At 70.1% G+C, this 24,702-nt stretch carries 26 protein-coding genes; 14 read left to right on the plus strand and 12 right to left on the minus strand.

The window, feature by feature from the left end; genetic code table 11:
• Positions 1 to 18 precede the first annotated feature (18 nt).
• Entirely contained in the window at positions 19 to 234 is a 216-nt protein-coding gene (locus tag Dfulv_RS05865; RefSeq protein ID WP_259861590.1) for a biotin/lipoyl-binding carrier protein, read from the plus strand.
• Entirely contained in the window at positions 231 to 743 is a 513-nt protein-coding gene (locus tag Dfulv_RS05870; protein WP_259861591.1) for a GNAT family N-acetyltransferase, read from the plus strand. Before Dfulv_RS05865 ends, Dfulv_RS05870 begins: the two co-directional genes overlap by 4 nt.
• On the opposite strand, the gene Dfulv_RS05875 is transcribed toward Dfulv_RS05870, so the two are convergent.
• Positions 681 to 1,406 (minus strand): TetR/AcrR family transcriptional regulator, encoded by a 726-nt coding sequence (locus Dfulv_RS05875; RefSeq protein ID WP_259861592.1) that lies wholly within the window; start codon positions 1,404 to 1,406, stop codon positions 681 to 683. The genes Dfulv_RS05870 and Dfulv_RS05875 overlap by 63 nt on opposite strands.
• Before the next feature lie 92 nt (positions 1,407 to 1,498).
• Between Dfulv_RS05875 and Dfulv_RS05880 the strand changes: the two genes are divergently transcribed.
• Both Dfulv_RS05880 and Dfulv_RS05885 read left to right on the plus strand, forming a co-directional pair.
• Positions 1,499 to 3,034 carry an MDR family MFS transporter gene (locus Dfulv_RS05880; protein WP_259861593.1) on the plus strand — a complete coding sequence of 512 codons (1,536 nt, stop codon included), beginning with the start codon at positions 1,499 to 1,501 and terminating at the stop codon, positions 3,032 to 3,034.
• Between the two features lie 130 nt (positions 3,035 to 3,164).
• Positions 3,165 to 4,193, plus strand: coding sequence for an SIS domain-containing protein (locus Dfulv_RS05885; RefSeq protein ID WP_259867464.1), 1,029 nt, complete (start codon positions 3,165 to 3,167; stop codon positions 4,191 to 4,193).
• On the opposite strand, the gene Dfulv_RS05890 is transcribed toward Dfulv_RS05885, so the two are convergent.
• Positions 4,168 to 4,626, minus strand: coding sequence for a hypothetical protein (locus Dfulv_RS05890; RefSeq protein WP_259861594.1), 459 nt, complete (start codon positions 4,624 to 4,626; stop codon positions 4,168 to 4,170). The two genes, Dfulv_RS05885 and Dfulv_RS05890, sit on opposite strands and share 26 nt — an antisense overlap.
• 23 nt (positions 4,627 to 4,649) lie before the next feature.
• On the opposite strand from Dfulv_RS05890, the gene Dfulv_RS05895 reads away from it, so the two are divergent.
• The 5 genes from Dfulv_RS05895 to Dfulv_RS05915 all read left to right on the plus strand — a co-directional run bounded on the left by Dfulv_RS05895 (position 4,650) and on the right by Dfulv_RS05915 (position 10,237).
• Entirely contained in the window at positions 4,650 to 6,152 is a 1,503-nt protein-coding gene (locus Dfulv_RS05895) for a sensor histidine kinase (protein WP_259861595.1), read from the plus strand.
• A gap of 389 nt (positions 6,153 to 6,541) precedes the next feature.
• The gene (locus Dfulv_RS05900) at positions 6,542 to 8,269 is read left to right on the plus strand and encodes a nitrite/sulfite reductase (RefSeq protein ID WP_259861596.1); all 1,728 of its coding nucleotides are present in this window, start codon (positions 6,542 to 6,544) and stop codon (positions 8,267 to 8,269) included.
• Positions 8,270 to 8,423: 154 nt separating this feature from the next.
• Positions 8,424 to 9,140, plus strand: coding sequence for a phosphoadenylyl-sulfate reductase (locus tag Dfulv_RS05905; protein WP_259861597.1), 717 nt, complete (start codon positions 8,424 to 8,426; stop codon positions 9,138 to 9,140).
• Entirely contained in the window at positions 9,137 to 9,886 is a 750-nt protein-coding gene (locus tag Dfulv_RS05910) for a sirohydrochlorin chelatase (RefSeq protein ID WP_259861598.1), read from the plus strand. The genes Dfulv_RS05905 and Dfulv_RS05910 overlap by 4 nt, the downstream gene beginning before the upstream one ends.
• Before the next feature lie 36 nt (positions 9,887 to 9,922).
• Complete coding sequence (locus tag Dfulv_RS05915) at positions 9,923 to 10,237, plus strand: TFIIB-type zinc ribbon-containing protein (RefSeq protein ID WP_259861599.1); 315 nt, start codon at positions 9,923 to 9,925, stop codon at positions 10,235 to 10,237.
• Positions 10,238 to 10,883: 646 nt separating this feature from the next.
• Here Dfulv_RS05915 and istB read toward each other — a convergent pair.
• The 4 genes from istB to Dfulv_RS05935 all read right to left on the minus strand — a co-directional run bounded on the left by istB (position 10,884) and on the right by Dfulv_RS05935 (position 15,605).
• Positions 10,884 to 11,648 (minus strand): IS21-like element helper ATPase IstB, encoded by a 765-nt coding sequence (gene istB, locus Dfulv_RS05920; protein WP_259867330.1) that lies wholly within the window; start codon positions 11,646 to 11,648, stop codon positions 10,884 to 10,886.
• A gap of 77 nt (positions 11,649 to 11,725) precedes the next feature.
• Positions 11,726 to 12,997, minus strand: coding sequence for an IS21 family transposase (gene istA, locus Dfulv_RS05925; RefSeq protein ID WP_259858826.1), 1,272 nt, complete (start codon positions 12,995 to 12,997; stop codon positions 11,726 to 11,728).
• Between the two features lie 1,032 nt (positions 12,998 to 14,029).
• The gene (locus tag Dfulv_RS05930) at positions 14,030 to 14,287 is read right to left on the minus strand and encodes a WhiB family transcriptional regulator (protein WP_190257048.1); all 258 of its coding nucleotides are present in this window, start codon (positions 14,285 to 14,287) and stop codon (positions 14,030 to 14,032) included.
• A 379-nt stretch (positions 14,288 to 14,666) separates the two neighbouring features.
• Positions 14,667 to 15,605, minus strand: a complete 939-nt coding sequence (locus tag Dfulv_RS05935) for a diacylglycerol/lipid kinase family protein (RefSeq protein WP_259867466.1) — start codon at positions 15,603 to 15,605, stop codon at positions 14,667 to 14,669.
• A 144-nt stretch (positions 15,606 to 15,749) separates the two neighbouring features.
• On the opposite strand from Dfulv_RS05935, the gene Dfulv_RS05940 reads away from it, so the two are divergent.
• Complete coding sequence (locus tag Dfulv_RS05940) at positions 15,750 to 16,130, plus strand: hypothetical protein (protein WP_259861600.1); 381 nt, start codon at positions 15,750 to 15,752, stop codon at positions 16,128 to 16,130.
• A 52-nt stretch (positions 16,131 to 16,182) separates the two neighbouring features.
• A complete protein-coding gene (locus tag Dfulv_RS05945) occupies positions 16,183 to 16,905 on the plus strand; it encodes a FadR/GntR family transcriptional regulator (RefSeq protein WP_259861602.1) in 723 nt (240 codons plus the stop codon).
• Positions 16,906 to 16,913: 8 nt separating this feature from the next.
• Here Dfulv_RS05945 and Dfulv_RS05950 read toward each other — a convergent pair whose 3' ends face one another.
• From Dfulv_RS05950 to sodN, 3 genes are all read right to left on the minus strand, one after another.
• Positions 16,914 to 17,342 carry an ATP-binding protein gene (locus Dfulv_RS05950; RefSeq protein WP_259861604.1) on the minus strand — a complete coding sequence of 143 codons (429 nt, stop codon included), beginning with the start codon at positions 17,340 to 17,342 and terminating at the stop codon, positions 16,914 to 16,916.
• A 25-nt stretch (positions 17,343 to 17,367) separates the two neighbouring features.
• Positions 17,368 to 17,808 (minus strand): GNAT family N-acetyltransferase, encoded by a 441-nt coding sequence (locus Dfulv_RS05955; protein WP_259861605.1) that lies wholly within the window; start codon positions 17,806 to 17,808, stop codon positions 17,368 to 17,370.
• Between the two features lie 114 nt (positions 17,809 to 17,922).
• On the minus strand, positions 17,923 to 18,327 hold the full coding sequence (sodN, locus tag Dfulv_RS05960; protein ID WP_259861606.1) for a superoxide dismutase, Ni: 405 nt from the start codon (positions 18,325 to 18,327) through the stop codon (positions 17,923 to 17,925).
• Between the two features lie 69 nt (positions 18,328 to 18,396).
• Between sodN and Dfulv_RS05965 the strand changes: the two genes are divergently transcribed.
• The 3 genes from Dfulv_RS05965 to Dfulv_RS05975 all read left to right on the plus strand — a co-directional run bounded on the left by Dfulv_RS05965 (position 18,397) and on the right by Dfulv_RS05975 (position 20,946).
• Positions 18,397 to 18,711 carry a S26 family signal peptidase gene (locus tag Dfulv_RS05965; protein WP_259861607.1) on the plus strand — a complete coding sequence of 105 codons (315 nt, stop codon included), beginning with the start codon at positions 18,397 to 18,399 and terminating at the stop codon, positions 18,709 to 18,711.
• Positions 18,712 to 18,811: 100 nt separating this feature from the next.
• A complete protein-coding gene (locus tag Dfulv_RS05970; protein WP_259861608.1) occupies positions 18,812 to 19,981 on the plus strand; it encodes an NAD(P)-dependent malic enzyme in 1,170 nt (389 codons plus the stop codon).
• A gap of 20 nt (positions 19,982 to 20,001) precedes the next feature.
• The gene (locus Dfulv_RS05975) at positions 20,002 to 20,946 is read left to right on the plus strand and encodes a zinc-binding dehydrogenase (protein WP_259861609.1); all 945 of its coding nucleotides are present in this window, start codon (positions 20,002 to 20,004) and stop codon (positions 20,944 to 20,946) included.
• On the opposite strand, the gene Dfulv_RS05980 is transcribed toward Dfulv_RS05975, so the two are convergent.
• From Dfulv_RS05980 to Dfulv_RS05990, 3 genes are all read right to left on the minus strand, one after another.
• On the minus strand, positions 20,943 to 21,839 hold the full coding sequence (locus tag Dfulv_RS05980; protein WP_259861610.1) for an alpha/beta hydrolase family protein: 897 nt from the start codon (positions 21,837 to 21,839) through the stop codon (positions 20,943 to 20,945). The genes Dfulv_RS05975 and Dfulv_RS05980 overlap by 4 nt on opposite strands.
• 291 nt (positions 21,840 to 22,130) lie before the next feature.
• Positions 22,131 to 23,498 carry an FAD-binding oxidoreductase gene (locus Dfulv_RS05985; RefSeq protein WP_259861612.1) on the minus strand — a complete coding sequence of 456 codons (1,368 nt, stop codon included), beginning with the start codon at positions 23,496 to 23,498 and terminating at the stop codon, positions 22,131 to 22,133.
• Positions 23,499 to 23,640: 142 nt separating this feature from the next.
• Positions 23,641 to 24,525, minus strand: a complete 885-nt coding sequence (locus Dfulv_RS05990) for an alpha/beta hydrolase family protein (RefSeq protein ID WP_259861613.1) — start codon at positions 24,523 to 24,525, stop codon at positions 23,641 to 23,643.
• Between the last annotated feature and the right edge of the window lie 177 nt (positions 24,526 to 24,702).

Consider the following 24,702-nt stretch of genomic DNA (forward strand, 5'->3'; position numbering starts at 1 on the left):
GCCACGAAGGAGACCGGGATGGCCGACGAGATTCGCGCCGAGATGGTGGCAAACGTCTGGAAGATCACCACTGAGGTCGGTGCCGAGGTCAGCGAGGGTGACACCCTGGTGATTCTCGAATCGATGAAGATGGAGATTCCCGTCATCGCCGAGTCCGACGGCACGATCAGCCAGATCGCCGTCAACGAGGGCGACGTGGTCCAGGAGGGCGACCTGATCGCCGTGATCGGGTGACGTCACACGATGTCGTCGTCCGGCTGATCGAGCCGGACGACTTCGCCGCGGTCTCGCGGCTGACGGTCGCCGCCTATCGCGCGGACGGCCAGCTCGACGAGGACCACGGCTACGGTGCCGTGCTCGCCGACGTGGTGTCGCGTGCCGAGGCCGCCGAGGTCCTGGTCGCGGTGGACGGGGCGGCCGTTCTCGGCGCGGTGACGTTTGTGCTGCCCGGCACGAAGTATGCGGAGGTGTCCGGCGACGACGAGGCGGAGTTTCGCATGCTCGCCGTCGATCCCGCGGCCCAGCGGCGCGGGGTGGCCCGGCGGCTCGTGCGGGCGTGTGTCGACCGTGCGCAGGCCCTGGGGTGCACGTCGCTGACCATCTGCGTGCGCGAGGGCAACGCGGCCGCGTTCGCGCTCTACGACCAGTTCGGCTTCGCGCGTGACCCGAGTCTGGACTGGTCACCCGCGCCCGGCGTCGACCTCCTCGGAATGCGTCTCCCGCTCCAGGTGCTCGCGCAGTAGCGCCGCGATCAGGCCGGGCTCGATCAGCTCGGCGGCGACCTGTGCGGCGCCGCTCATCAGGTCGAGCGCGACCTCCAGGGCGGCCTCCCGCCGCTGCTCCGGCGTGGCGCCGCGCTCGCGCAGGATGAACCAGCTGGCGTGGATCGAGAAGATCGCCATCGCCCGGCGCAGCTGCTGTGCGACCGGCTCGGCCGGGTCGATGAGCAGGTCGAAGACCCGTTCCATCTGAGCGCGCATCTGCTTGCCGGCGGGCATCGTGTTGATCAGTGTCTGGTTGCGCTCGAAGAACCTGATGACCCTCTCGTTGGGCATCAGGTCGTGCACCGTCGCATACCGCCGCACGAACTCCAGGCGCATCCGCTCGTCCCGCGGCTGCGTCTGCGCCCACTCCAGTAGCTGCTCGATCGCCGCCATGCGCTGGTCGATCAGGCTGCGGACGATGTCTTCCTTCGTCGGGAAGTGGTAATAGAGGGCCGCCTTGGTCACGCCGAGCTTCTCGGCGATCTCCCGCAGCGACGTCTTGTCGTAGCCCTCCTCGATGAACAGGTCCAGTGCCACGTCCTGGATGTGGGCCCGCACGTCGGTCCCTTCGCCGAGGTCTCCGACGCGGATCCGATTGCGGCCCCGCACCACACGTGCGGCAGCGGCCTGGTGTTCGTCCATCGCCCCACATCCTACTTGACGACCGGCTAGGAACCAGCTTACCGTCCGGCTAGTAAGTTAACTAGCCGGCCGACAAGTAAGCAGAGGCGAGAATGTCGGAGAAAACCGTCCGGGCGGTCCTGCCCGGCCTGCTCATGGCAATGCTGCTGGCGATGCTCGACAACGTCATCGTCGGCACCGCGATGCCGCGCATCGTCGGTGACCTGGGCGGCGTCGACCACCTCTCCTGGGTGGTGACCGCCTACGTCCTCGGTATGACCGTTTCGACCCCGATCTGGGGCAAGCTCGGCGACCTCTACGGCCGCAAGGCGGTCTTCCTGATCTCGATCGGGCTGTTCCTCGCCGGCTCGGCGCTGTGCGGGGCCGCGCAGAACATGCCGGAGCTGATCGGGTTCCGCGCCTTCCAGGGGCTCGGCGCCGGAGGCCTGATGGTCGGCGCGATGGCCGTCCTCGGCGACCTGGTGCCGCCGCGGGAGCGGGGCAAGTACCAGGGCCAGTTCGCCGCCGTCATGGCGGTCGCGATGGTCGGCGGCCCGCTCGTCGGCGGCTTCATCACCGACCACGCGAACTGGCGCTGGGCCTTCTTCGTCAACCTGCCGCTCGGCGGCGCCGCGCTGGTGCTGCTCGCGCTGCGGCTGCACCTCCCGAAGCGGCGGACCGAGCACCGCATCGACTGGGTCGGCGCGTCACTGCTGTCCGTCGGGGTGACCGCGCTGGTCCTCGTGACGACCTGGGGCGGCAACCAGTACGCGTGGGGCTCCGTGCAGGTCCTCGGCCTCGTGGCACTGGCCGTCGTCACGCTCACGGCGTTTCTGGTCGTCGAGCGGCGCCACCCGGAGCCGATCGTGCCGCTGGGCATCTTCCGCAACCGCAACTTCGCGCTGATCTCGGTCGTCGGCTTCCTGGTCGGCTTCTCGCTCTTCGGTGCGATCACCTTCCTGCCGCTCTACCAGCAGATCGTCCAGGGTGCCTCGGCGACCAACTCCGGCCTGCTCCTGCTGCCGATGATGGGCGGGTTGCTGGTGACCTCGCTGACGGTCGGCCGCATGATCACCAAGACCGGGCGGTACCGCGTGTTCCCGATCATCGGCGGTGCGGTGATGGTCCTGGCGATGGTGCTGCTGGCGCAGCTGGACGCCGACACCTCGAAGGTCGAGTCCGGCATCTACATGGCGGTGCTCGGCCTGGGCATGGGCTTCCTCATGCAGACCTCGATGCTCATCGCGCAGAACAGCGTCGAGCTCAAGGACCTCGGGGTGGCCAGCAGCACGGCGACCTTCGCCCGCTCGATCGGCGGCGCGTTCGGCGTCGCCGTCTTCGGTGCGATCTTCAACCACCGGCTGCACGACCTGCTGGGGGAGCGGCTCGGCACGCGGGCCGCGGACGAGCTCGCGAGCGGCGGTGGCGGCGCCACCATCGGGCCGGAGACGCTGGGGCAACTGCCGGCGCAGGTCCGCACGGCGGTGGTCGACTCGATCGCCGGAGCGACGTCCAGCGTGTTCCTGTGGTCGATCGCGGCGACGGTACTGGTCCCGGTGCTGGCCCTGTTCATCCGCGAGGTGGCCCTGCGCGGGAGCGGGAGCGACGAGAAGCCCGCTGAGAGCACCCTGGTTGCGCGGGAAGGCTAGTTTCGCGCAAGGTCTGCGCGAAATTGTGCCGGAAACTGGCGTGTGGTGCGCGAAACTGCAACACTATGAGCAGGATCGCGCACCACGCCTACTGAAGGAGCACGCCGTGACCGAGCAGCCCGGTGCCGGGATGAAGGCCGACATCGCCGAGCAACCGGAGGTGTTCGCCCGCCTGCTCGACGAGCAGGCCGACCAGATCGCCGCGGCCGCCGCGCGGATCGCCGAGTGGCGGCCGCGCAGCGTCGTCTTCACCGCCCGCGGCACCTCCGACCACGCCGCCCTCTACGCGGCCTACCTCACCGAGATCCGCCTCGGCATCCCGGCCGGGCTCGCGTCCCCGTCCGCGATGACCGTCTACGGCGCCCGGCCCGACCTGCGCGACACGCTCGTCGTCGGGGTCAGCCAGAGCGGCGGCTCGCCCGACCTGCACGAGGTGCTGCGGGTCGCCAAGGAGCAGGGCGCGCACACGCTCGCCGTCACCAACAACCCGTCGTCGGCCCTGGCCGAGGTCGCCGAGCTGCACGTCGACGTGGCCGCCGGCCACGAGATCGCCGTCGCCGCCACGAAGACCTACACCGCCGAGCTGCTCGCCCTGCTGATGCTGGTCGAGAGCGTGAAGGGCGGCGGCACACTGCCCGCTGACGAGCTCGCCGAGCTGCGCAGGCTGCCCGGCCACGCGGAGCGGGTCCTGGCCGACGACGCGGCGGTCGACCTCGCCGCGCGCTACCGCTTCGCCGACCGCCTGGTCACCACCGGCCGCGGTTACGCCTACCCGACGGCGCGCGAAACCGCGCTCAAGCTCATGGAGACCTCGTACGTGGCCGGTCTCGCCTTCTCCGGCGCCGACCTCCTGCACGGCCCCCTCGCCATGGCCCAGCCCGACGTGCCGGTGCTCGCCGTCGTCGGCTCCGGCCCGGCCGGCACCTCCATGCGGGACGTCGTCGCCCGCCTCGGCGAGCGCCGCGCCGACGTGGTGGTCGTCGGCCCGTCCGACGTCGACGGCGCCGAAGCCCGGATCGCCACCCCGGACGTCGACGAGCGGTACGCGCCGCTGCTCGACATCCTCCCGCTGCAGCGGCTGGCGCTGGCCCTCGCGCTGCACCGGGGCGAGAACCCGGACGCGCCGCGGGGCCTCAAGAAGGTGACGGCGACGCTGTAGGGCCCGCGGGCCCGTCGACCGGCACGACGGCCTCTTTGCCCTCGCGGAGCGGCTTGGTCTCGAACGACTGCGGCGGCCGGTCGGCCACCTGGATCCGATAGGTCGGCCGGCTGCCGGACAGGTTGCTCAGCTCGAAGCCGAAGTTGCAGTGGAAGCCGTCCGGCGTCGCGGCCAGCACGCCGCCGCCGAGCGACGTGACGGCGATGACCTTGCCGTCGGCGTCGGCCGCCCGGACCGGCGCGCCGGCCGCGATGTCCGACGCCGACGGCGGTGCCAGGCACGGCGTGCCGCCGGTGCCGGCCGCCGCGCCGGCCACGCTCACGTATCCGTGCAGCAGGAACCCGTCGGGTTTGCTCTTCTCGTCGTGGCGTCCGGCCCAGCCGCAACCGCCGAGCGAGAGCGTCAACACCAGGGCAAGTACAAGGCGCCGCACGGGCCAACCTTAGTCTTGTCTGCGTGTCGACCCTGCGTGACCTCGTCGAGGAGCACACCGCCCTCGAGCCCGAGGACATCGAGCACCTGCACCGCCTCGCCGGCGACTGGCAGATCGTGTCCGACCTGTCCTTCGCCGACCTGCTCATGTGGGTGCCGGTGGGTGACCGTGGGGAGTTCCTGTGTGTCGCGCAGGTCCGCCCGACGACCGCGCCGACCGCCTACCAGGACGACCAGGTCGGGCGGATCGCCGGCGGCCCCGAGGTCGCCCACCTCGCGATCGTGCGGGCGCAGGGGCGGATCTGGCGGGAGGGGGATCCGGTCTGGTACGGCGACATGCCCGCCCGCCATGAGGCGGTCCCCGTGCGCCGGCGCGGCCAGGCGAAGGTCATCGCCGTGGTCGGGCGTGACACCAACCTCAGCACCGCGCGGACCCCGGCCCAGCTGGAGCTCAACTACCTGACCACCGCCGACGACCTGGCCCAGATGATCGCCGACGGCAGCTGGCCACCACCGCGCCACCCGGGCGAGACCACGAGCGCGCCCCGGATCGGCGACGGGCTGGTCCGCCTCGACGCGACCGGCAAGGTGACCTACGCCAGCCCGAACGCGCAGTCGGCGTACCGGCGGCTCGGCCTCGCCGCCCACCTTGTCGGGGAGAGTCTCGCCGAGCTCACCGGCCGGCTCGTCGACGACCCGCTGGAGGGCGCCGACGCGACCGAACGCGTGCACGCCGCGCTGCGCGGTGAGGCGCCGGCCCGCAAGGAGCTGGAGGCCCGCGGCGCCACGGTGCTCATGCGTGCGCTGCCGCTCATACCGGCGGGCGTGCCGATCGGGGCGCTCGTGCTGGTCCGGGACATCACCGAGGTGCGGCGCCGGGACCGGCAGCTGATGACCAAGGACGCGACGATCCGCGAGATCCACCACCGGGTCAAGAACAACCTCCAGACCGTCGCCGCGCTGCTCCGCCTGCAGGCCCGCCGGGTGGGTGTGCCGGCTGCCCGGCACGCGTTGGAGGAGTCGGTACGACGTGTGGCCTCCATCGCGCTGGTCCACGAGACCCTGTCCATGTCGTCGACGTCCGAGTCCTCCGACGAGGCCGTGGAGTTCGACGGCATCGTGGACCGGGTCGCCGCCGCCGCGGTCGAGGTCGGCGCCGCCGGGTTCAAGGTCGCGCTGCGCCGCGAGGGCGACTTCGGGGTGCTCCCGGCCGAGATCGCCACCCCGCTCGTCATGGTGCTCAACGAACTGTTGCAGAATGCCGTCGAGCACGCGTTCGAGCCGGCACCGGTCAAGTCGCCCGAGGTTGTCGTCTCGGTCCACCGCTTCCGCAAGCAACTGCACGTGACCGTCGCCGACAACGGGGTGGGCCTGCCCGACGACTTCGACCTGGACGCCAGCGAGCGGCTCGGGCTCCAGATCGTCCGGACGCTCGCCACGGGGGAGCTGCGGGGCACGATCGAGCTGCGCGCCCGTGCGGAGGGTGGGACCGAAGCGGTGATGGTGGTCCCACTGGCGAAGCGGTGAACCGACCGCACTGTGGGACTGTGCCCGGTCGGCCCCGGTTCGACGGGCGATTCTCGGCGACAACTCCTATCGAGTGAGTCGTATTTCTGTTACATGCCGATGAAATCGCTTTGAGAGAACCCTCACGCGAACGTGGCGTAAGGACCGGTTCTCGTGGAAGACTGCACCCCATGCACGCTGCTTCTCTGCGGCTCGTTTGCCGCCGACACGTCGACTACGGTCGCGTGCGCAGCGCTATCTGTCCGGCTTGCTGAACGCCGCCCGTCGAATTTTTCCCGGGTGCGCGACTTCGTGCCGGAATTTCTTATGACATCGACGTCATCCATCTCGGCATTGCCGTGATCGGCCGGCGCTCAGTCGCGTGCTCTCGATCCTGAGAGGACGCCGCCATGACGGTGAACACCGTCCCGGCTGACAACGCCACTCCAGCTCCCCGTCCCGCCCGTGGACGCGGAGCAGCCGGTGGGCGCCCTCGTGGTGAAGGGCAGTGGGCCCTCGGTCACCGCGAGCCGCTCAACCCCAACGAGCGCAGCAAGAAGGACGACAACCCGCTCAACGTCCGGGCCCGGATCGAGAACATCTACGCACGCGGTGGCTTCGACTCGATCGACCCCGCCGACCTGCGTGGACGGTTCCGCTGGTACGGGCTCTACACCCAGCGCAAGCCGGGCATCGACGGCGGGCGGACGGCCGTGCTCGAGCCGGAGGAGCTCGACGACCGGTACTTCATGCTCCGCATCCGCAGCGACGGCGGCCAGCTCGACCTGGCCCAGCTGCGCACGATCGCGTCGATCGCCCAGCGCTTCGCCCGCGACACCGCCGACATCACCGACCGGCAGAACATCCAGCTGCACTGGATCGAGATCGAGAACGTCCCGCAGATCTGGCAGGAGCTGGAGGCCGTCGGCCTGTCCACCACCGAGGCCTGCGGCGACACCCCGCGCGTCATCCTGGGCAGCCCGATCGCCGGCGTCGCCGAGAGCGAGGTGCTCGACCCGACCGAGGCGATCAGCGAGATCAACCGGCGGTACATCGGCGACCCGGCCCTGTCGAACCTGCCGCGGAAGTTCAAGACGTCGATCTCCTGGCTGGCGGACACGCCGTACGAGGCCAACGACATCTCCTTCGTCGGCGTGATCCACCCGGAGCACGGCCCCGGCTTCGACCTCTGGGTCGGCGGCGGCCTGTCGACCAACCCGATGCTCGCCCAGCGCCTCGGCGTGTGGGTCCCGCTGCACGAGGTGGCCGACGTCTGGCTCGGCGTGGCCCAGGTCTTCCGCGACTACGGCTACCGGCGCCTGCGCACCCGCGCCCGGCTGAAGTTCCTCGTCGCCGACTGGGGCGTGGCCAAGTTCCGGGAGGTGCTCGAGACCGAGTACCTCAAGCGGCCGCTCATCGACGGGCCCTCGCCGGAGCTGCCGGAGAAGCCGATCGACCACGTCGGCGTCCACAAGCAGTGGGACGGCAAGTTCTTCGTCGGTGCCGCACCCGTCGCGGGTCGCAGCTCCGGCACGCAGCTCGCCAAGGTCGCCGACCTGGCCGAGGAGCACGGGTCCGGGCGGGTGCGGCTCACGCCGTACCAGAAGATCCTGGTCCTCGACGTCGACGAGGAGCGCACCGAGTCGCTGGTCCAGGGGCTGCAGGCGGTCGGCCTCGAGCCCCGGCCGTCGGGCTGGCGGCGCAACACGATGGCGTGCACCGGTATCGAGTTCTGCAAGCTGGCGATCGTCGAGACGAAGGCCCGCGCCGCAGAGCTGGTCGAGCACCTGGAGAAGAAGGTCGCCGAGCTCGACGCGGACATCTCGATCCACCTCAACGGCTGCCCCAACGCCTGCGCCCGCACGCAGGTCGCGGACATCGGCCTCAAGGGCATGCTCGTCCGCGACGACAGCACCGGCGAGATGGTCGAGGGCTTCCAGATCCACCTGGGCGGTGGGCTGGGCATGGCCGCCGGGCAGACCGCCGGCTTCGGCCGGAAGCTGCGCGGCCTCAAGACCACCGCCGCCGAACTGCCCGCCTACGTCGAGCGGGTCACGCACCACTACCTGGCCGGGCGCGAGTCCGGCGAGTCCTTCGCCCGTTGGGTGATGCGCGCTCCGGAGGAGGAGCTGCGATGAGCGAGCGCATGGCGCCGCTGTACTGCCCGTACTGCGGGGACGAGGACCTCAGACCACACGAAGAGACCCACGGCGCATGGGAGTGCCGCAGCTGCGCACGGGTCTTCTCCTTGAAGTTCCTGGGACTGGCGGCATCAGCGTTGGAGGCGAAGCGATGAGCACAGCCACAGCCACTACCCGTACCCGTGAAGAGATGATGGCGCTGGCCAAGGACGCGTCGGCGCGTCTGGAGAACCAGCCCGCGGAGAAGATCGTCGAGTGGGCCGCCGGCGAGTTCGGCGAGCGGTTCTGCGTGACCAGCTCGTTTGCCGACGCGGTGCTCGCGCACGTCGTGTCGAAGGTTGTGCCCGGCGTGCCGGTCATCTTCCTCGACACCGGGCTCCACTTCGCCGAGACCCTCCGGGTGCGTGAGGTCGTCCAGCGGACGCTTCCGGTGACGGTACGGTCGATCCGTCCCCGTCAGACCGTGGCGGAGCAGGACGCGGAGTTCGGCCCGCGGCTGTACGCCCGCGACCCCGACGAGTGCTGCTTCCTGCGCAAGATCGAGCCGCTGGAGCGCGCGCTCGCCGACTACGACGCCTGGGCCGCCGGCCTGCGCCGCGACGAGTCGCCGAGCCGGGCGAACACGCCGATCGTGAGCTTCGAGCAGGCCCGCGGCAAGATCAAGGTCTCCCCGATGGCGCAGTGGACGCAGGCCGACGTCGACGCGTACATCTCGCGCTACAACGTGCCGGTCAACGCCCTGATGCGGCAGGGGTACGCCTCGGTGGGCTGCTGGCCGTGCACCCGCCGGACGCCTCCGGGCAGCGACCCGCGCGGCGGTCGCTGGCCGATGTTCGACAAGACCGAGTGCGGTCTGCACACTGCATGACCTCTGCGGTTCTCCTAGTCGCGCACGGCTCGTCCGATCCGCGGGCGGCGGCGACCACCCGGGCTTTGGCCCGCGCGGTCGCCGCCCAGCGCCCCGGCCTCGACGTCCGCAGCGCGTTCCTCGACCATGCGGGCCCGCGCCCCGACGAGGTGCTGTTCGCGTTCTCCCGGTCGGGTCACCGGTCGGCGGTGGTCGTACCGCTGCTGCTGACCGCCGCGTACCACGGCCGTGTTGATCTCCCGGCCGTGCTCGACCGGGCCCGTTCCGACGGCCTGCGCCTGGACGTCTCGGTGACCGACGTCCTGGGCCCGGTCGCCGGCGCCGTGTCCCCGCTCCTGCTGGCGTCGTTGCGGCGTGCCCTTCCGGCTGGGCTCCAGCACGACGGGATCGCCCTGGTCGCCGCCGGCACCCGCGACGACCTGGCCCGGCACACCGTCGACCAGGCGGCGTCGGCCCTCGGCGCCACCCTGGGCGTGCCGTGCCAGGCCGGCTTCGCGTCCGGCTCCCCGGTGACCGGCGCCGTGGCGGTGTCCCGGCTGCGCGAGGCCGGCTGCTCGCGGATCGCGATAGCTTCGTACTTCCTGGCGCCCGGCCGCCTGCACGACATGGCGGTGTCCTCGGCGCTGTCGGCCGGCGCCCTGGCCCCGGCGGCCCCGCCCCTGGGCAGCAACCTGGACCTGGCAAGGCTGGTCGTCGCGCGGATCGCGGCGGTCTCTCCCGTTTCAGCGGCGCTCACCGCCGCGTGACACCCGCACGTGGTGCGTGACGGTTACCGTAGACGGATGCAGATGACATGCCCGAAGTGTCGCGGTGAGATGCGGCAGTACGAGCGAAGCGGCGTCACCGTCGACCAGTGCCTGGAGTGCCGGGGCATCTTCCTGGACCGGGGCGAACTGGAGCGGCTCGTCGACGCGGAGAACTCCTGGAACCGCAACCGCCAGGGCGCGCAGCAGCAGGGCTACCCGCCGCAGCAGCACCAGAGCTACCCGCCGCCGCAGTCCTACCAGCACCAGAGCCACGGTTACGGCCACTACGGCCACCACAAGCGCCACAAGCGCCACCACCGGGACAGCTTCTTCGGCGAGCTGTTCGACTGAGAAGTATGCTTCCCTCGCAGTTGTGGTGCCGCGACGCTGTTTCGTCGGGCACCACAGTTGCGAGAGGCGGCGTCTCCGCCCCGGCGCGCTCAGCCCTCGTTTCACTGCTGATTCCCGAGCTCCAGCTCAAGAGGGTGGACGCTTGGCGGCGCGCGTCGGACGGCCCTGCATGATCACGGAACTTTCGATGGCCTGTGCCCCCGCAAAAGCTCCGTGATCATGCGCGGCCGAGGCCCGAAGCCCGCACTGGGCAACCTGCGCAGCGGCGTCGAGCCCGGGGCGCTATTTGTGCAGGTTGCCAGCGGGTGTGACTGCCGGTGCAGGACCGAACGGCACGGTTGGCCGCAGCCGACGGATGACCGTCGGGCCGGTCGCTGGTCGCCTGGTCGGGCTGGTCGGGCTGGTCGGGCTGGGGGCTGGTCGGGCTGGTCGCCTGGTCGGATTGGTTGCTGGTCGGGCTGGTCGCTTGGTCGGGCTGGTAGCGAACCGGGGCCGGGCGCCCGTCGGGTCAGTTGGGCCAGCGGACGGGTCCGGTGCTCAGAGCTCGCTTCGGACTCGGCGCGACCGACCTGTTGACCTTGGTGTCGCCGATTTTTGAAATTTGACCCCTTTTGGGTTCCGGAATTTTGACCCCTCCGGTGGTTGGTCAGTTGTGGTTGGTGCGGTTGTCTTTGTTGAGGAGTTCGCGGCGTTGGCGGGTGCGGTAGGAGTCGCCGGTGAGGGTGAGGACCTCGGCGTGGTGGACGAGTCGGTCGATCATGGCTGCGGCGACGACGTCGTCGGAGAAGGTCTCGCCCCAGCGTCCGAACGGCAGGTTCGAGGTGACCATGACGGAGCCTTGCTCGTAGCGGGATGCGATGAGTTGGAAGAACAGGTTCGCGGCGTCCTGGTCGAACGGGATGTAGCCGACTTCATCGATGATGATCAGTTTGTAGCGGCGGATCTTCTTCAGTTCGGCTTCGAGACGTCCGGCGTGGTGGGCCTCGGCGAGGCGGGTGATCCAGTTGCTGGCGGTGTCGAACAGGACGGAGTGCCCGGCCTGGGTGGCTTTGACGCCGAGGGCGATGGCGAGGTGCGTTTTGCCGAGGCCGGGTGGTCCGAGCAGGATCACGTTCTCGGCTTTCGCGACGTAGGTGCTGGTGGCGAGGTGGGCGAGGACGTCGCGGCGCAGTGAGGGCAGGTGGTCGAGGTTGAAGTCCTCGAGGGTTTTCACGGTTGGGAAGTGCGCGGTGCGGATGCGCATGACGGTGCCTTTGGACTCGCGGTCGGCGACCTGGCGTTGCAGCAGCGCGGCCAGATATTCTTCGTGGGACCAGTTCTCGTCCCGGGCCTGACCGGCGAGTTCTTCCCAGAACGCGCCGATGGTGGGGGTCTTCAGGACCCGGGTGAGGTAGGCGATCATCGACGGCATCCCGTCCTTGATCCCGCCGCCGGGCCCGTTTCTGGGGCCGGTGGGCTGGGCTTGCTGGGATTTCGTCTTGGTGGTGGTCATTCGCTGCTCGCTCTCGTTGCTGTGCTGGTGGTTGGGTTGAAGTCGACGCCGAACAGGGCGTCGTAGTCGTGCAGGGCCCGCAGGGTGACCGGATGCCCGTCGCCGTGGTGGCGGGTGGCCGCGAGGCGTCGTTGGCGGTCTTCGGCGAGGGCGTGGCGCATCAGCTTCGCGGTCGCGGCGTGGCCCGGGTCGGTGATCACGCCGTGTTTGGCCCAGGACCGGTCGTGCCGGGCCACGACGGTGCCGTCGCAGGACACCGTCACCAGATGCGCCGTGGCGGTGACCTCGACGAACCGGCCGATGAAACGCGGGTCGACGGAGTAGTCGACGGTGTCGACCCGCACGTAGTAGTCCCGGCCCAGCCGGATCCGTTGCTGCAAACCGACTTGCGGCCCGACCGGTGGCAGCGGCAGCATCGCCGGGCGGTCCGTTTCGAGGAGGTCCACGGGCCGGCCATGGATCGAGCGGACCGTGCGGGTGTTCGCCGTGCTCCCCAGCCAGTCACCGAGCTGGGTGTTGAAGTCGGTGGGTGAGGTGAACCGCCTGCCGGGCAGGAACGACGTCTCCAGATAGCCGTTGGCGCGTTCCACCATGCCCTTGTATTCCGGGTCGCGGGGCGGGGCCAACTGGATGCGGGTGGCGAGGGTCCCGGCGAACGCCGCCGCCGGGGCGCTGACCCTGCCGGTCCCGCCGATCGCGGACTCCCGATCCCAGACCAGGGTCCGGGTGACGCGCCCGATCCCGCAGATCAGCAGCCACATCCCGGACAGGATGTCCCCGGCCTGCCGGGTCGGGATCATCGTCGCGGTCATGAACCGGGAGAACCCGAGCGTCATCACCAGCACCGGCAACACCCGGTCCTGACCCGCAGCGACCGGGATCCGCGGCTGCGGGAACCACAGATCGCACTGCGTGATCTGCCCCGGCTCATAGACGACCCGGTCGACCGGGTCGATCCCCACGTACTCCGGCCGGATCTGCGCCAGCCGCTTCTTCAACGGCGACAACGAATACGGCCAGCCGATCCGCTGCGCGATCACCGGAACCGGCATCCGCGGCCACTCACCCAGCAACACCCGGATCCGCGGCTCGAACGCATCCACCACCGACCCACGCGCCGGCCGCTCATACCGCGGCGGCCGATCCGACGCCAACGCCGCCCGCACCGTGTTCCGAGCCACCCCCAACCGCCGGACGATCTCCTTGATCGGCACCCCCTCCGCCCGGTGCAAACGACGGATCTCTGCCCAGTCCTCCACGCTCAACACCCTCCAAGATCATCAGAACGGAGGGGTCAAAATTCAAAGATCCACCGGGGGTCAGTCTTCCGGAAGCTGCGACACTTGGTGATTCTCCGTGGTCAGGGCAACGAAAATCGACCAAGGTCAAGTTGGCTGGAGGCTGCCGGCCAGCATCCGAGCCACGGAACGAAGCTCGAAATGCTGGGCGTCTGCCGTGTCGGTCACGACGCGGCTGGCCGATCTGCACTGCGGCGTCGAGCCGGCGCTGTTTGTGCAGGTAGCCGCCGCGTATGGCCGCCGATGCGGGACCGAATGGCACCACGGTTGGCGCAGCCGACGGACGCTGGTCGAGCTGGCCGGTTGCCAACTAGGCCGGTCGCCAGTCGTGCTGGCTGCTACCCGGGTTGGTTGGCGGCGCGGACCGGTCGCGAGCTGGGCTGGTTGTTGCCCGGGCTGGTCGCCAGTCGTGCTGGCTGCTACCGGGGTTGGTTGGCGGCGCGGACCGGTCGCGAGCTGGGCTGGTTGCTGCCCGGGCTGGTCGCCAGTCGTGCTGGCTGCTACCCGGGCTGGTCGCCGGGTCGGGCTGGTTGCCAACTGGTCGGCAGCGCGGACCGCTCGCCAGCTGGACCGGTCGCCAGTCGGGCTGCCCACCTTGTCGGGTCGGTCGCCAACCGGACCGGTCGCCAACCGGCTGGCCGCCAGGTTGGGTCGATCGCCAGTCAGGCTGGTTGCCAACCGGGCTGGTCGCCGGGTCGACCTGGTTGCCAACCGGGCTGGTCGCCAGTCGGGCTGCCCGCCTTGTCGGGCCGGTCGCCAACTGGGCCGTCCGCTCGTCGGGCTGGCCGCCGGCCGGGGTCAGCCGGCCCAGCGGATGGGGTCGGTGGTCGCGGCTCACTTTGGACTTGGTGTGGTCGACCTGTCGTTGACCTTGGTGGATTGCCGTGGTCTGGGCCACGCAAATCGACCAAGGTCAAGTTGATTGGAGGCTGTTCGCCGCCAGAGGACACCAAAACGCCCCGGTCGTCCAATGGACCGGGGCGTTTTCGTCTTGGAAGGGGTCTAAGCGGAGTGAGCGCGGACCCGGAGGCCGCCGCGACGCTTCATCAGGCGCCGCTCGTCCTCGCTCATTCCGCCCCAGACGCCTGCATCCTGACCTGAGTCGAGCGCCCACTGCAGGCACTCGCTGGTCACGGAGCAGCGCTGGCAGACTGCCTTCGCCTGCTCAACCTGCAGCAACGCGGGGCCGGAGGTCCCAATGGGGAAGAACAGCTCCGGGTCCTCGTCGCGGCAGAGGGCATGGTGGCGCCAGTCCGACATGGCGGCAACACTCCTTGGTTTTCGCGGATCGTTGTTGGTGATTCCCCTATATGCATCTCGTGTGACGGTTCGGCTAGGCGGAGCCTGAAGATCCGTAACACGTGTGCGGGCAACGCTCAGTGGTCGTTTCGCTTGTGAATGCTTTCACGAACTACCGCGATGTCAAGGGGTCCAAACCAAAAAAATCCAAGTCGGTGAGCAAGCTCACGCGCCGTTTGTCCGATTTTATGGTAGCTGGTGACCCTGGATCGCAACAGTCAGTGACCAATGTAGTACGTGTTGGTCAACGATCGAAGGGCTTTCGGAGATGCGGTCGCGGTGTCTCTGTCGCGACTCTCTGCAACGTTCTCCCCCTTCAGTGGTGAACTCCGGGGGTGACTCAACACACTACGCGTAATGCCCCCGGCACGGACGCGAAATCCAGCTTGTCGCACTCCCCGAGGTACTCTCCGTCAACCTGGAAAGCGATCGGTTTGGCGGCGGTCAGCGTGAAGCCGGACAGATCATGCATCCGCACGACCTGCTTTCCCTTCGGTTCATGGCGGTTCGACAGGATCTGCGTCACCGTGCGCACGGTGCTCGCGACCTGCAGCTCCCGAAGGCCCAGCACATCGAGCCCCGTGTCGAACGAGGCCCGCGGATTCGGATCCACCGGCCGCTCGCCGATGTAGGTCCACGGTGCGGTGTTCTGCACCAGCATCCACGTTAGCCCGGACTGTGCTGGTTCGCCCGGAAGCTCGAGCGTGAGCAGCGGCACCCTGCGGTTCGTCGCGGCGAACTGCGCCGTCGTGGCGCGGAAGTACAGCCACGGCGTGGACGTCGAGCCCTTGTGACGGGCCTGGTCCACACGCCGTACCACTTCCGCGTCGATCCCCATGCCCGCGCAGAACGTGAAGTAGCGGTCGTCCGCCCGGCCGAGTCCGATGATCCTTTCGCGCCGGTCGCGCAACGCCTCCAGGATCGCGCCGGTGCCTTCCGCCCAGTCGCTCGGCAGCCCCAGGGCACGGGCGAAGACGTTGGTCGAACCGCCGGGCACGACGGCGAGGGCCGGACGCTCCTGGGCCCGGTCCGGAGCCGGCCCCGAGTCGAAGGTCATGAGGCCGTTGACGGCCTCGTTGACCGTACCGTCGCCGCCGAGTGTGACGACCAGGTCCAGACCCTCGCGGGCTGCTTCCCGCGCGAGGTCGGCGGCGTGGCCCCGCCGCTGTGTGTAGGCGACGTCGAGGTTGACCTGACTCCGCAGGGCCCGCACGAGGATGTCCCGGCCGCGTTCGGTGGTGGTCGTCGCATTGGGGTTGACCACCAAGAGCGCTCGCATGGGCGGCACTGTACCCGCTCGGGGGCGCGATAAGGTTGCTCTGCGCACAACGCGTGACACGGACTTCCACCAGGAAGGACGTGCACTCAGGGCCAGCCGCGGAGCGGAGGAAGCGTGGGCGGAAACGCCGCCGGGACTGACACGGTGCCCGATCGGGCTCCGGCCACCCTCCGTTGGGCCGTCCGGCTGCTGCTCCTTGAGGGCGCCGGGCTCGCCGTGCTCACGCTGGTGCTGCTCTACCAGGACTTCACCGCCGAATACACGGCGATCGAGATGGCGCTCTCGTTCACCGGCTACCTTGCGCTGATGGCCGCGGCGTTCATCGGCATCGGTGTCGCGCTGCACCGCCGCCGGCGCTGGGCGCGCGGGCCGGGGATCGTCGCGCAGATGCTCCAGATGCCGATCGGCTGGACGATGCTGACGGGCGGCCAGCCGCTGATCGGCGCCCCGCTGTTCCTGCTGGGGGTCGTCGGCGCGGTCCTGCTGTTCGCCCCCTCGACCCGGATCGCGCTCGGCGTCCGCTGATCCGCCGGTTGCGGCAACCACGGACACTCTGCGTGTTCTACGCTCGAAGGTCGTGACGGTCGCTCCCGCCTACCAGGTCCTCGCCGACCGCATCCGGGTCGAGATCATGTCCGGTCAGCTGCGTCCCGGCGAGCGCCTGCCGACCGAGCCGCAGCTGTGCGAGCAGTCCGGCCTGAGCCGCTCCACGGTCCGGGAGGCGCTGCGCCTGCTCAGCAGCCAGCACCTGATCGTCACCACGCGCGGGGTCAACGGCGGCAGCTTCGTCGCCGCGCCGGACGCACACATCCTCGGCGAGTCGCTGTCCGACGGGGTCGGGCTGCTGCTCGCCAACGGCGTGGTCAAGGGCGACGACTTCCTCGAGGTGCGCCGGATGCTGGAGGTTCCGGCCGCCGGCCTGGCCGCCGTCCGCCGCGAGCCGCGCCACCTGGCGGAGCTGGAGCGGGCCATGTTCGACCCGGACCGCGACGACCTCGACCGCCGGATCACGGCGCACGCCGAGTTTCACCTGGCGGTGGCGGCCGCCTCCGGCAACACGCTGCTGAGCCTGGTCGTGCGCCCGCTCTACACCGTCGTCGACCCGCAGGCGGTGGACCGGGTCGCACCGCTGTCGATGTGGCGCGAGATCGACCAGGACCACCGCGAACTGCTGGCGGCCATCCGGGCCGGCGACGTCGAGAGGGCCATGGCCGCCGCCAGGGTGCACATCGATCATGTACGGCCCGATCTCCCGCCCGAGCACACCAACTTCCCGGTCCTGGGGGTGGCGCAGCTGTAAGGGCGGCGTCAGGCGGGACGGCGTTTCGTCAGACGGATGCTCGCCTGGTGGCCGTCAACCGTGGCCGACACCTCGTCGGCCAGGGCGCTCAGCACCTGCCAGGCGAACGACTCGCCGCCCGGCAGCCGCTCGTCCGGCGAGCCGAGCGGCACCGTCGTCTCCACGGCCAGGGCGTCGGTCGTGACCGTGAAGCGGCAGGAAAGTTCGACGGTGTCACCCAGTTGGGGGGTCTCGCTGGCCACGGCGAGGAGCATCGCGCACGCCTCGTCGACCGCGATCCGCAGGTCCTCGATCTCGTCGAGCGTGAACTGGAGCCGCGCCGCCAGGCCCGCCGTCGCGGTGCGCAGCACGCCGAGGTAGGCCGGCGATGCCGGAACGGCCAGCAGGACGACGTCGTCGCCGTCGGCACCCGATCTCTTCGATACGACCTGTGTCACGCGATGAACCCCCTCGCGTGCGACTCTACGACGTCACCGCACTCGACGACGCGGCGAGTGCGGCCAGCGGCGCACCCGACAGCCGGTACGGCAGCCAGTCGGACTTGTGCCCCGCGCCGAGTGCCTCGTAGAACCGGCGCGCCGGGTTCCAGTCCAGCACCGCCCACTCCAGCCGCGGATAGCCGCGCTCGACGCAGATCCGGGCGAGTTCGGCCACCAGCGCCTTGCCGGCCCCGGTGCCGCGCGCGGACTCCTGGACGTACAGATCCTCGAGGTAGATCCCGTGGACGCCCTCCCAGGTGGAGAACGTCAGGAACCACAGCGCCATGCCGATCGGCCGGCCGTCGTCGACGGCGACGTGGCAGTACACCCGCGGATCGGGGCCGAACAGCGCCGTCGTCAGCTGCTCGGCGGTCAGGTGGCACTCGTCGGGGGCGCGCTCGAAGACCGCAAGCTCATGCACCATCGCCACGATGGCGGGAACGTCATCCGGGACAGCCGGACGGATCACCGGTACCTCCAGACAAAGAAGGCCCCCCATCCCGCACGGAGGCGGAATGGGGGGAACAAACGCGACGGCTCAGGCCTGCTTGGTCTCCCAGAAGATCTTTGCGATCTCATCGATCTTCGCGAGCAGCTGCTCGGCGACCGCCGGGTCGGCGGAGCCCTTCGCACCGGAGGCGCCCGCGAGCTTCGTGGCCTCGTTGAAGAGGGTGTGCAGCTGCGGATACTTCTCGAAGTGCGGGGGCTTGAAGTAGTCGGTCCACAGCACCCACAGGTGGTGCTTGACCAGTTCGGCGCGCTGTTCCTTGATGATGAGCGCCCGGGTGCGGAACTCGGGATCGCTGTTGGCCTGGTACTTGTCGGAGATTGCCTTGACGGACTCGGCCTCGATTCGGGCCTGGGCCGGGTCGTAAACACCACACGGCAGGTCGCAGTGGGCGCTCACCACGGTGCGCGGAGTGAAAAGCCGCGACAGTCGCATCGAACCCTCCTGGGTAATTTGCGATGATCCTCGTTCCTGACCCTACTCCTCTCCATCTCCAGGGAATTCATGCGCCTGCCGTGGTTTGCAGCACTTGTCTCCGGGCCCTCGATGGTGCCGACGTTGCGCGCCGGTGACCGGGTCATGGTGCTGCGCACGACGAAGGCCAGGCCGGGTGATCTCGTCGTGGCGACGTTCCGGGCCCGCCCCGGCCTGTTGGTGGTGAAGCGGGTGATACGCAGGGACGGCGACGGGTGGTGGATCGAGGGAGATAACCCCTTCGGTGGTGATGATTCCCGGACGTACGGTCGGGCCGACCTCGTCGGTCGTGTGACATTTCGCTGGTGGCCACGACCGGTGTGCTTCCGGCGGACGCGGGCGTAAAGTGATGCGGATACGGGAGACCCCCGCCGCGTTCTTTGTCGCGCTTTCTACCCGCGCCGCGCGTCCTTCCTGCAACATCAGCCGTGGCAAAGGAGCCCCCGTGCCTGCAACCGTGTCCGATCCTGTCTTCGATCTCCACAACGGCGGCAAATTGGCCGTCCAGTCGACGGTTCCGCTGGCCACCCGCGAGGACCTCTCGCTCGCCTACACGCCCGGCGTCGCCCGGGTCTGCGAGGCCATCGCCGCCGACGAGTCGCTCGTGCACCAGCTCACCTGGGTCGGCAAGGCGGTCGCGGTGGTGACCGACGGCTCGGCGGTGCTCGGACTGGGCAACATCGGCCCGCGTGCCGCGATGCCGGTCATGGAGGGCAAGGCCGTGCTGTTCAAGCAGTTCGGCGGGGTCGACGCGGTGCCGATCTGCCTCGACACGCAGGACACGGACGAGATCGTGCGGATCGTGACCGCGCTGGCGCCGTCGTTCGGCGGGATCAACCTCGAGGACATCTCGGCGCCCCGCTGTTTCGAGATCGAGCGCCGACTGGTGGAGACGCTGCCCATCCCGGTCTTCCACGACGACCAGCACGGCACGGCGATCGTCGTCCTGGCCGCACTGCGCAACGCCGCGCTCGTCCTCGACCGCAAGCTCGCCGACCTGCGCGTTGTCGTCAGCGGCGCGGGCGCGGCCGGCGTCGCGGTGACCCGGATGCTGATCAACGGCGGCGTGAGTGCCGGGGACATCGTCGTCCTCGACTCGCGCGGGTGCCTCCACAGTGGACGGACGGATCTCAACTCCGCGAAGGCCGCGCTGGCCGCCGGGACCAACGCCGCCAAGGTCAGCGGCGACATCGCCGCCGCGCTGCGCGGCGCCGACGTGCTGATCGGCGTCTCCGGTGGCACGATCCCGGAGGAGGCGCTGGCGGGCATGGCGCCCGGCGGTGTCATCTTCGCGCTCGCGAACCCGACGCCCGAGGTGCACCCGGAGATCGCCGCGCGGTATGCGAGCGTGGTCGCCACCGGCCGCAGCGACTTCCCCAACCAGATCAACAACGTCCTGGCCTTCCCGGGCATCTTCCGGGGCGCGCTGGACGCCGGCGCGACGCGGATCAGCGACGGCATGAAGGTCGCCGCCGCGACCGCGATCGCCGAGGTGCTCAGCGCGAGTGAGCTGGCGACCGACACGATCGTGCCGAGCGCCCTCGACCCGCGGGTCGCTCCCGCCGTGGCCTCCGCGGTCGCCGAGGCGGCCCTCCGCGACGGCGTGATCCGTTAACCACCGTTAAGGTCGACAGCATGCGTGCCGCCTTCGCGACCAGCTTCAACGACGCCGACCCGCTCGCCGCCCTGACCATCGGCGACGCTCCCGAACCGACTCCCCGCGACGGCTGGGCCGTGGTCGAGGTGCGCGCGAGCGCCCTCAACCACCACGACCTCTGGTCGTTGCGGGGCGTCGGCCTGCGGGAGGACCAGCTGCCGATGATTCTCGGCTGCGACGCCGCCGGCATCGGCCCCGACGGGAACGACGTCGTGGTCTACCCGGTCGTCTTCACCGAGAAGGGCGACTTCTCGATCCTGTCCGAGCACTACCAGGGGACGGTGGCCGAGCGGGTCACCGTCCCGGCGTACAACCTCGTCCCGAAACCCGCCGAGCTCTCCTTCGCGGAGGCGGCGTGCCTGCCCACCGCGTGGCTGACCGCGTATCGGATGCTGACGACCCGCGGCCGTCTGGAAGCGGACGGCGCGGTGCTGGTGCAGGGCGCCGGGGGCGGGGTCGCCACCGCGGCGGTCCTGCTCGCCACCGCTCTCGGCGCGCGGGTCTACGCGACGAGCCGCGACGCCGCCAAGCGGGAGCGGATCGCCGCGCTCGGTGCCACCGCCCTGGAGCCCGGTGCACGGCTGCCGGAGCGGGTCGACGTGGTCGTCGAGACGGTCGGTGAGGCGACGTTCGAGCACTCGATGAAGGCGGCCAAGCCCGGCGGGCGGATCGTCGTCTCCGGCGCCACCAGCGGTCACCTGCCGCAGGTCAACCTGCGCCGGATGTTCGCGCTCCAGTTGGAGATCCTCGGCAGCAGCATGGGCACGCCGGAGGAGCTCGCCGACCTCATGGCCCTGATGGCGAAGACCGGCGTCCGCCCGATCATCGACTCGGTCGTCCCGTTCTCCGCGGCCCGGAGGGCGTTCGAGCTGCTCCGTTCGGGTGACATCTTCGGCAAGGTGGTCCTCGACCACACCAGCTAAAGATGGGAGTCCAGGTCGCTCGTCGGCTCCAGGGCCTGGCGGGCGGCCTGGTCCCCGTAAAGCTCCAGGCGCAGAAACGCCAGCGTGCTCGACGTGACCGTCTGGTAGGCCGCCGACCCCGGCGTCAGGTACGGATCGCCGTGGTTGCCGCCCTCGATCGTCAGCATCGCCTTGGACCACGGCACCGCGTTGTAGGCGGCCTTGCCGGACGCGTAGGAGATCAGCGGATCCGCGTTGCCGTGGATGAAGAACAAGGCGGCGGGTGTACCGCTGAAGTCCGTGCCGACGCCCAGCCCGCTGCCGGCCATGATGATCCCGGCGCGCAGCCGTGGATCGCGCCCGGTCGTGAAGAGGCCGACGGTGGTGATGGCCCCCGCCGAGTGCCCCGCCGCCGCGATCCGGGTGGTGTCGATCCGCTTGCCGAGCGGCCCGGACAGCACCTGGCCGAGCACGTAGCTGGCGTCGGCGGGCTGGTTGAGCACGTCGTAGACGTCGAGCTTGGCGGTGCCGCGGGTGGTGTTCGGATATGCCGGCGCGATGACCACGAACCCCGCCGCGGCCCAGGTCTGCAGCAGCGGTGCGAAGGCCTCCGGGCTGCCGTTGAGCCCGTGGCTGAACAGCACCGCCGGTGCCTTGCTCATCCCGTCCGGCGTCCAGATCACCGTCCGCAGCGTGCGGCCGCCCCGCGAGTACGTCACCTGCTGCGACGACACCGAAACGGGGCCGCTGGGCAGCGCGAGCGGCGGCGGTGGCGCGACCGCGGCGAGCTTCTGCAGCGTCGACACCGCGGGGGTGGGGGAGGGGGTGGCCTGGCGGGACGGTGCCTCGCCGACGGAGCAGCCGCCGAGCAGCAGCGACGCGAGCGCGATCACGGCGAGCAGGCGCTGACGCATGCCACCAACGGTACGAGGAACATCGCGGATCACCGCTTTCCCAGAGGGCGAATTCGGGCTACGTTGCCGCGCACGGCAGTCGTCGGGGCGACGCTTTTCAGCTGCATCACCGGCAGCGTGTACCACAGCCTCCTCGCGAACCCGTCCAGCCCGTTCTTCATGGCGGACCCCGGCCGCCACACGGTGCACAACCTGCTGCTGCACACGGTGACACCGCTACTGGCCGCGGTCACCTGACTGCTGCTCATCGGCCTCGGCGCGGCGGTGCGCCGGGTGCTGCCGGCGCGTGGCTCAGATGAGCACACCCGGGTTGAGGACCCCGCGCGGGTCTAGCGTCCGCTTGGCCGCGCGCAGCGCCTCGGCGAACAGCGGCGGGCGCTCGTCGTCGTACCACGGCCGGTGGTCCCGCCCGACGGCGTGGTGGTGCGTGATGGTGCCGCCGCTGTCCACGATCGCCGCGCTGACCGCGGCCTTGATCTCGTCCCAGATCGCCACCTCGGCACCGCGCCGGGCCGGGGTGACGATGGTGAAGTACGGCGCCGGCCCGTCCGGGTACACGTGGGTGAACCGGCAGGTGACGACGGCGACGCGGGCCGGTGCGGCGGCCTGCGCGGCGGCGATGACGGCCTCGTGCAACTGCTCGAACCGGCTCCACGTGCACGCCGTCTCGACGGTCTCGACGACCAGGCCCAGCCGGATCAGGGCATCGCGGGTGTACGGGGCGCGCAGGAACGTGTCGCGGAACGTGCCGTCCTGCACCTCGTCCGTGACGCCGCCGTGGGACCGGCAGATCTCCAGCGCGTCGTCGAGCAGCCGGTCGTACGGGCCCTCGAAGCCGAGCAGCAGTCGCGCCCGGCCGTCTGTCGCGCCCGCGGTGAGCATCGCCTCGACCGGGTCGAGCAGCCGGCAGTTGCTGGGGCGCAGGCCCGCCTGCACGATTTCCCTGACGGCGGCCACGCCCTCGCCGTACACATCGAACCGCACGCCGGCGGAGGACTTCCGCTCCGGTCGTCGCGTGACCCGCAGCCAGGCCTCCACGATGACCCCGAGCGTGCCCTCGGAGCCGAGGAACAGGCCGGCGACGCTCGGGCCGGCGCCGCTCGCGGGCACGCGCAGGGACTCGACCGGTCCCTGCGGGGTGACCACCCGCACTCGGACGGCGTGGTTGACCTCGTCGATCTCCGCGATCCGGTTGAGCCGGCTCAGGTCGAGGGAGATCCAGGGGCCCTCGCCGCGGTACTCGACGCCGCCGACGACCGACGTGCCGCCGCCGTACGGCACCACGGCCGCCCCGACGGCCTCGGCCCAGTCGAGCGCCGCCACGATGTCGTGGGTGGTGCGGGGATAGCAGATCAGGTCGGGCGGGTGCCGCAGGTCGCCGTGCAGGGCGCGGACGACGTCGCGGAAGGATTTGCCGTACGTGTGGGCGGCGCGCGCCATCGAGTCGGCGGCGAACGCCTCCGCCATCATCGACGGCGGGATCAGTCGCGGCGGGTCGAGCAGGGGGTCGAACGGGATCGGGAGGACCGAGCCGTCGATCGGCATCCACGGGCGCAGCGCCCGCTCCGCGAGCTCACGGCAGGCGGCGTCGTCGAGGCCCTCGTCCGCCCAGCCCCAGCCCCACCAGGACTTCTCGCGCCACCGGTACGTTCCACCCATCGGGGGAGACTGCCACAATCCGACACTGTTCGGCCACTGTCAGGAGTCGCGGCATCGGTAAGGTGTCGACCATGCCCGATGAGCGCATTGACCCAAGTCAGAACACTCAGGCATTTCAGGCATGGGTGGACAATCGGGGCGATCAGCCCGCGGGGCCGGACCGGTCCAAGGCCTTGGCCTGGGTCGTCGGCATCGTAGCCGTGGCCGTCGCCGTGGGGCTGGTTGTCGTCGCGCTAGCCGCGTTGGCATAGATCCCGACCGACTCGAAGCTCGTGATTCCGACGAGCGTGGCGTCCTGCTCGAGCCGGAGCCGGGCCGCGTCGTCGCCGTTGAGCGCCCAGTCGAGGAAATCGAGGATCGTCGTTATCGCCTGATGGTGACCACGCTCGCCGCCACCGGTCCCCGCCCCGTGCTCGCCGCCCTTGATGGTCAGAAACGCCTTCGGCCACGGGTTCGCCCGGTAAGAGTCGCGGCCCTGGCTGTAGGCGACGACCGGATCCTTGTCGCCGTGCACGAACAGCAACGGCACCGGCGAGCCCTGATAGGTGGTCGTCGGGCGACCCGCGAGCATCACGCCGACCCTGAGGCGCGGGTCGCGCTTGCCGGTGAACAACCAGTTCGTCGTGGTGCCGCCGCCGGAGTGCCCGATCGCGCCCATGCGCTGCGCGTCGATGGTCGCCGCGAGCGGGTTGCCATGCTTGAGCATCTGCGTGATGACGTACGACGCGTCCACCGCCTGGTTCGGCACGTCGTACTTGTTGAACTTCGGCGCGTCCTTCTTGGTGTACGGATACGTCGGCGCGACGACCACGTAGCCGGCCTCGGCGAGAAGCTTGATCGTGTGCTCCTGCATCTGCGGGTTGCTGTAGAACCCGTGGCTCCACAGCAGCAGCGGATACTGCCCGGTGGCCGCTGCGGCGTCGAGCTTGACGTGGCCCTTGGAGCGGCGGCTGGAGCCGCGTGCCGGATACCAGACCGTGGTGGGCAGCAGCCGGTCCTTGCCGCGGGCAAAGTTGAACTTGCGCATGCCGAGGGCGAAGGTTGTGGAAGCGGTGGAGACCTGTGCCGAGCCCGCAGTCGCCCTGAACGATGCGTCGTCCGACCCCGAAGCAGAAACAGCGCCGCCCAATACGAGCAGGGCGGCGGTCAGTAGCGACACGGTTGCCGTTCGGCTGCGACGCGGAGGCACGTTCAGAATGTAGGT

The organism is Dactylosporangium fulvum (assembly GCF_025137375.1).
In the GTDB taxonomy this organism is placed as follows: Bacteria; Actinomycetota; Actinomycetes; order Mycobacteriales; family Micromonosporaceae; genus Dactylosporangium; species Dactylosporangium fulvum.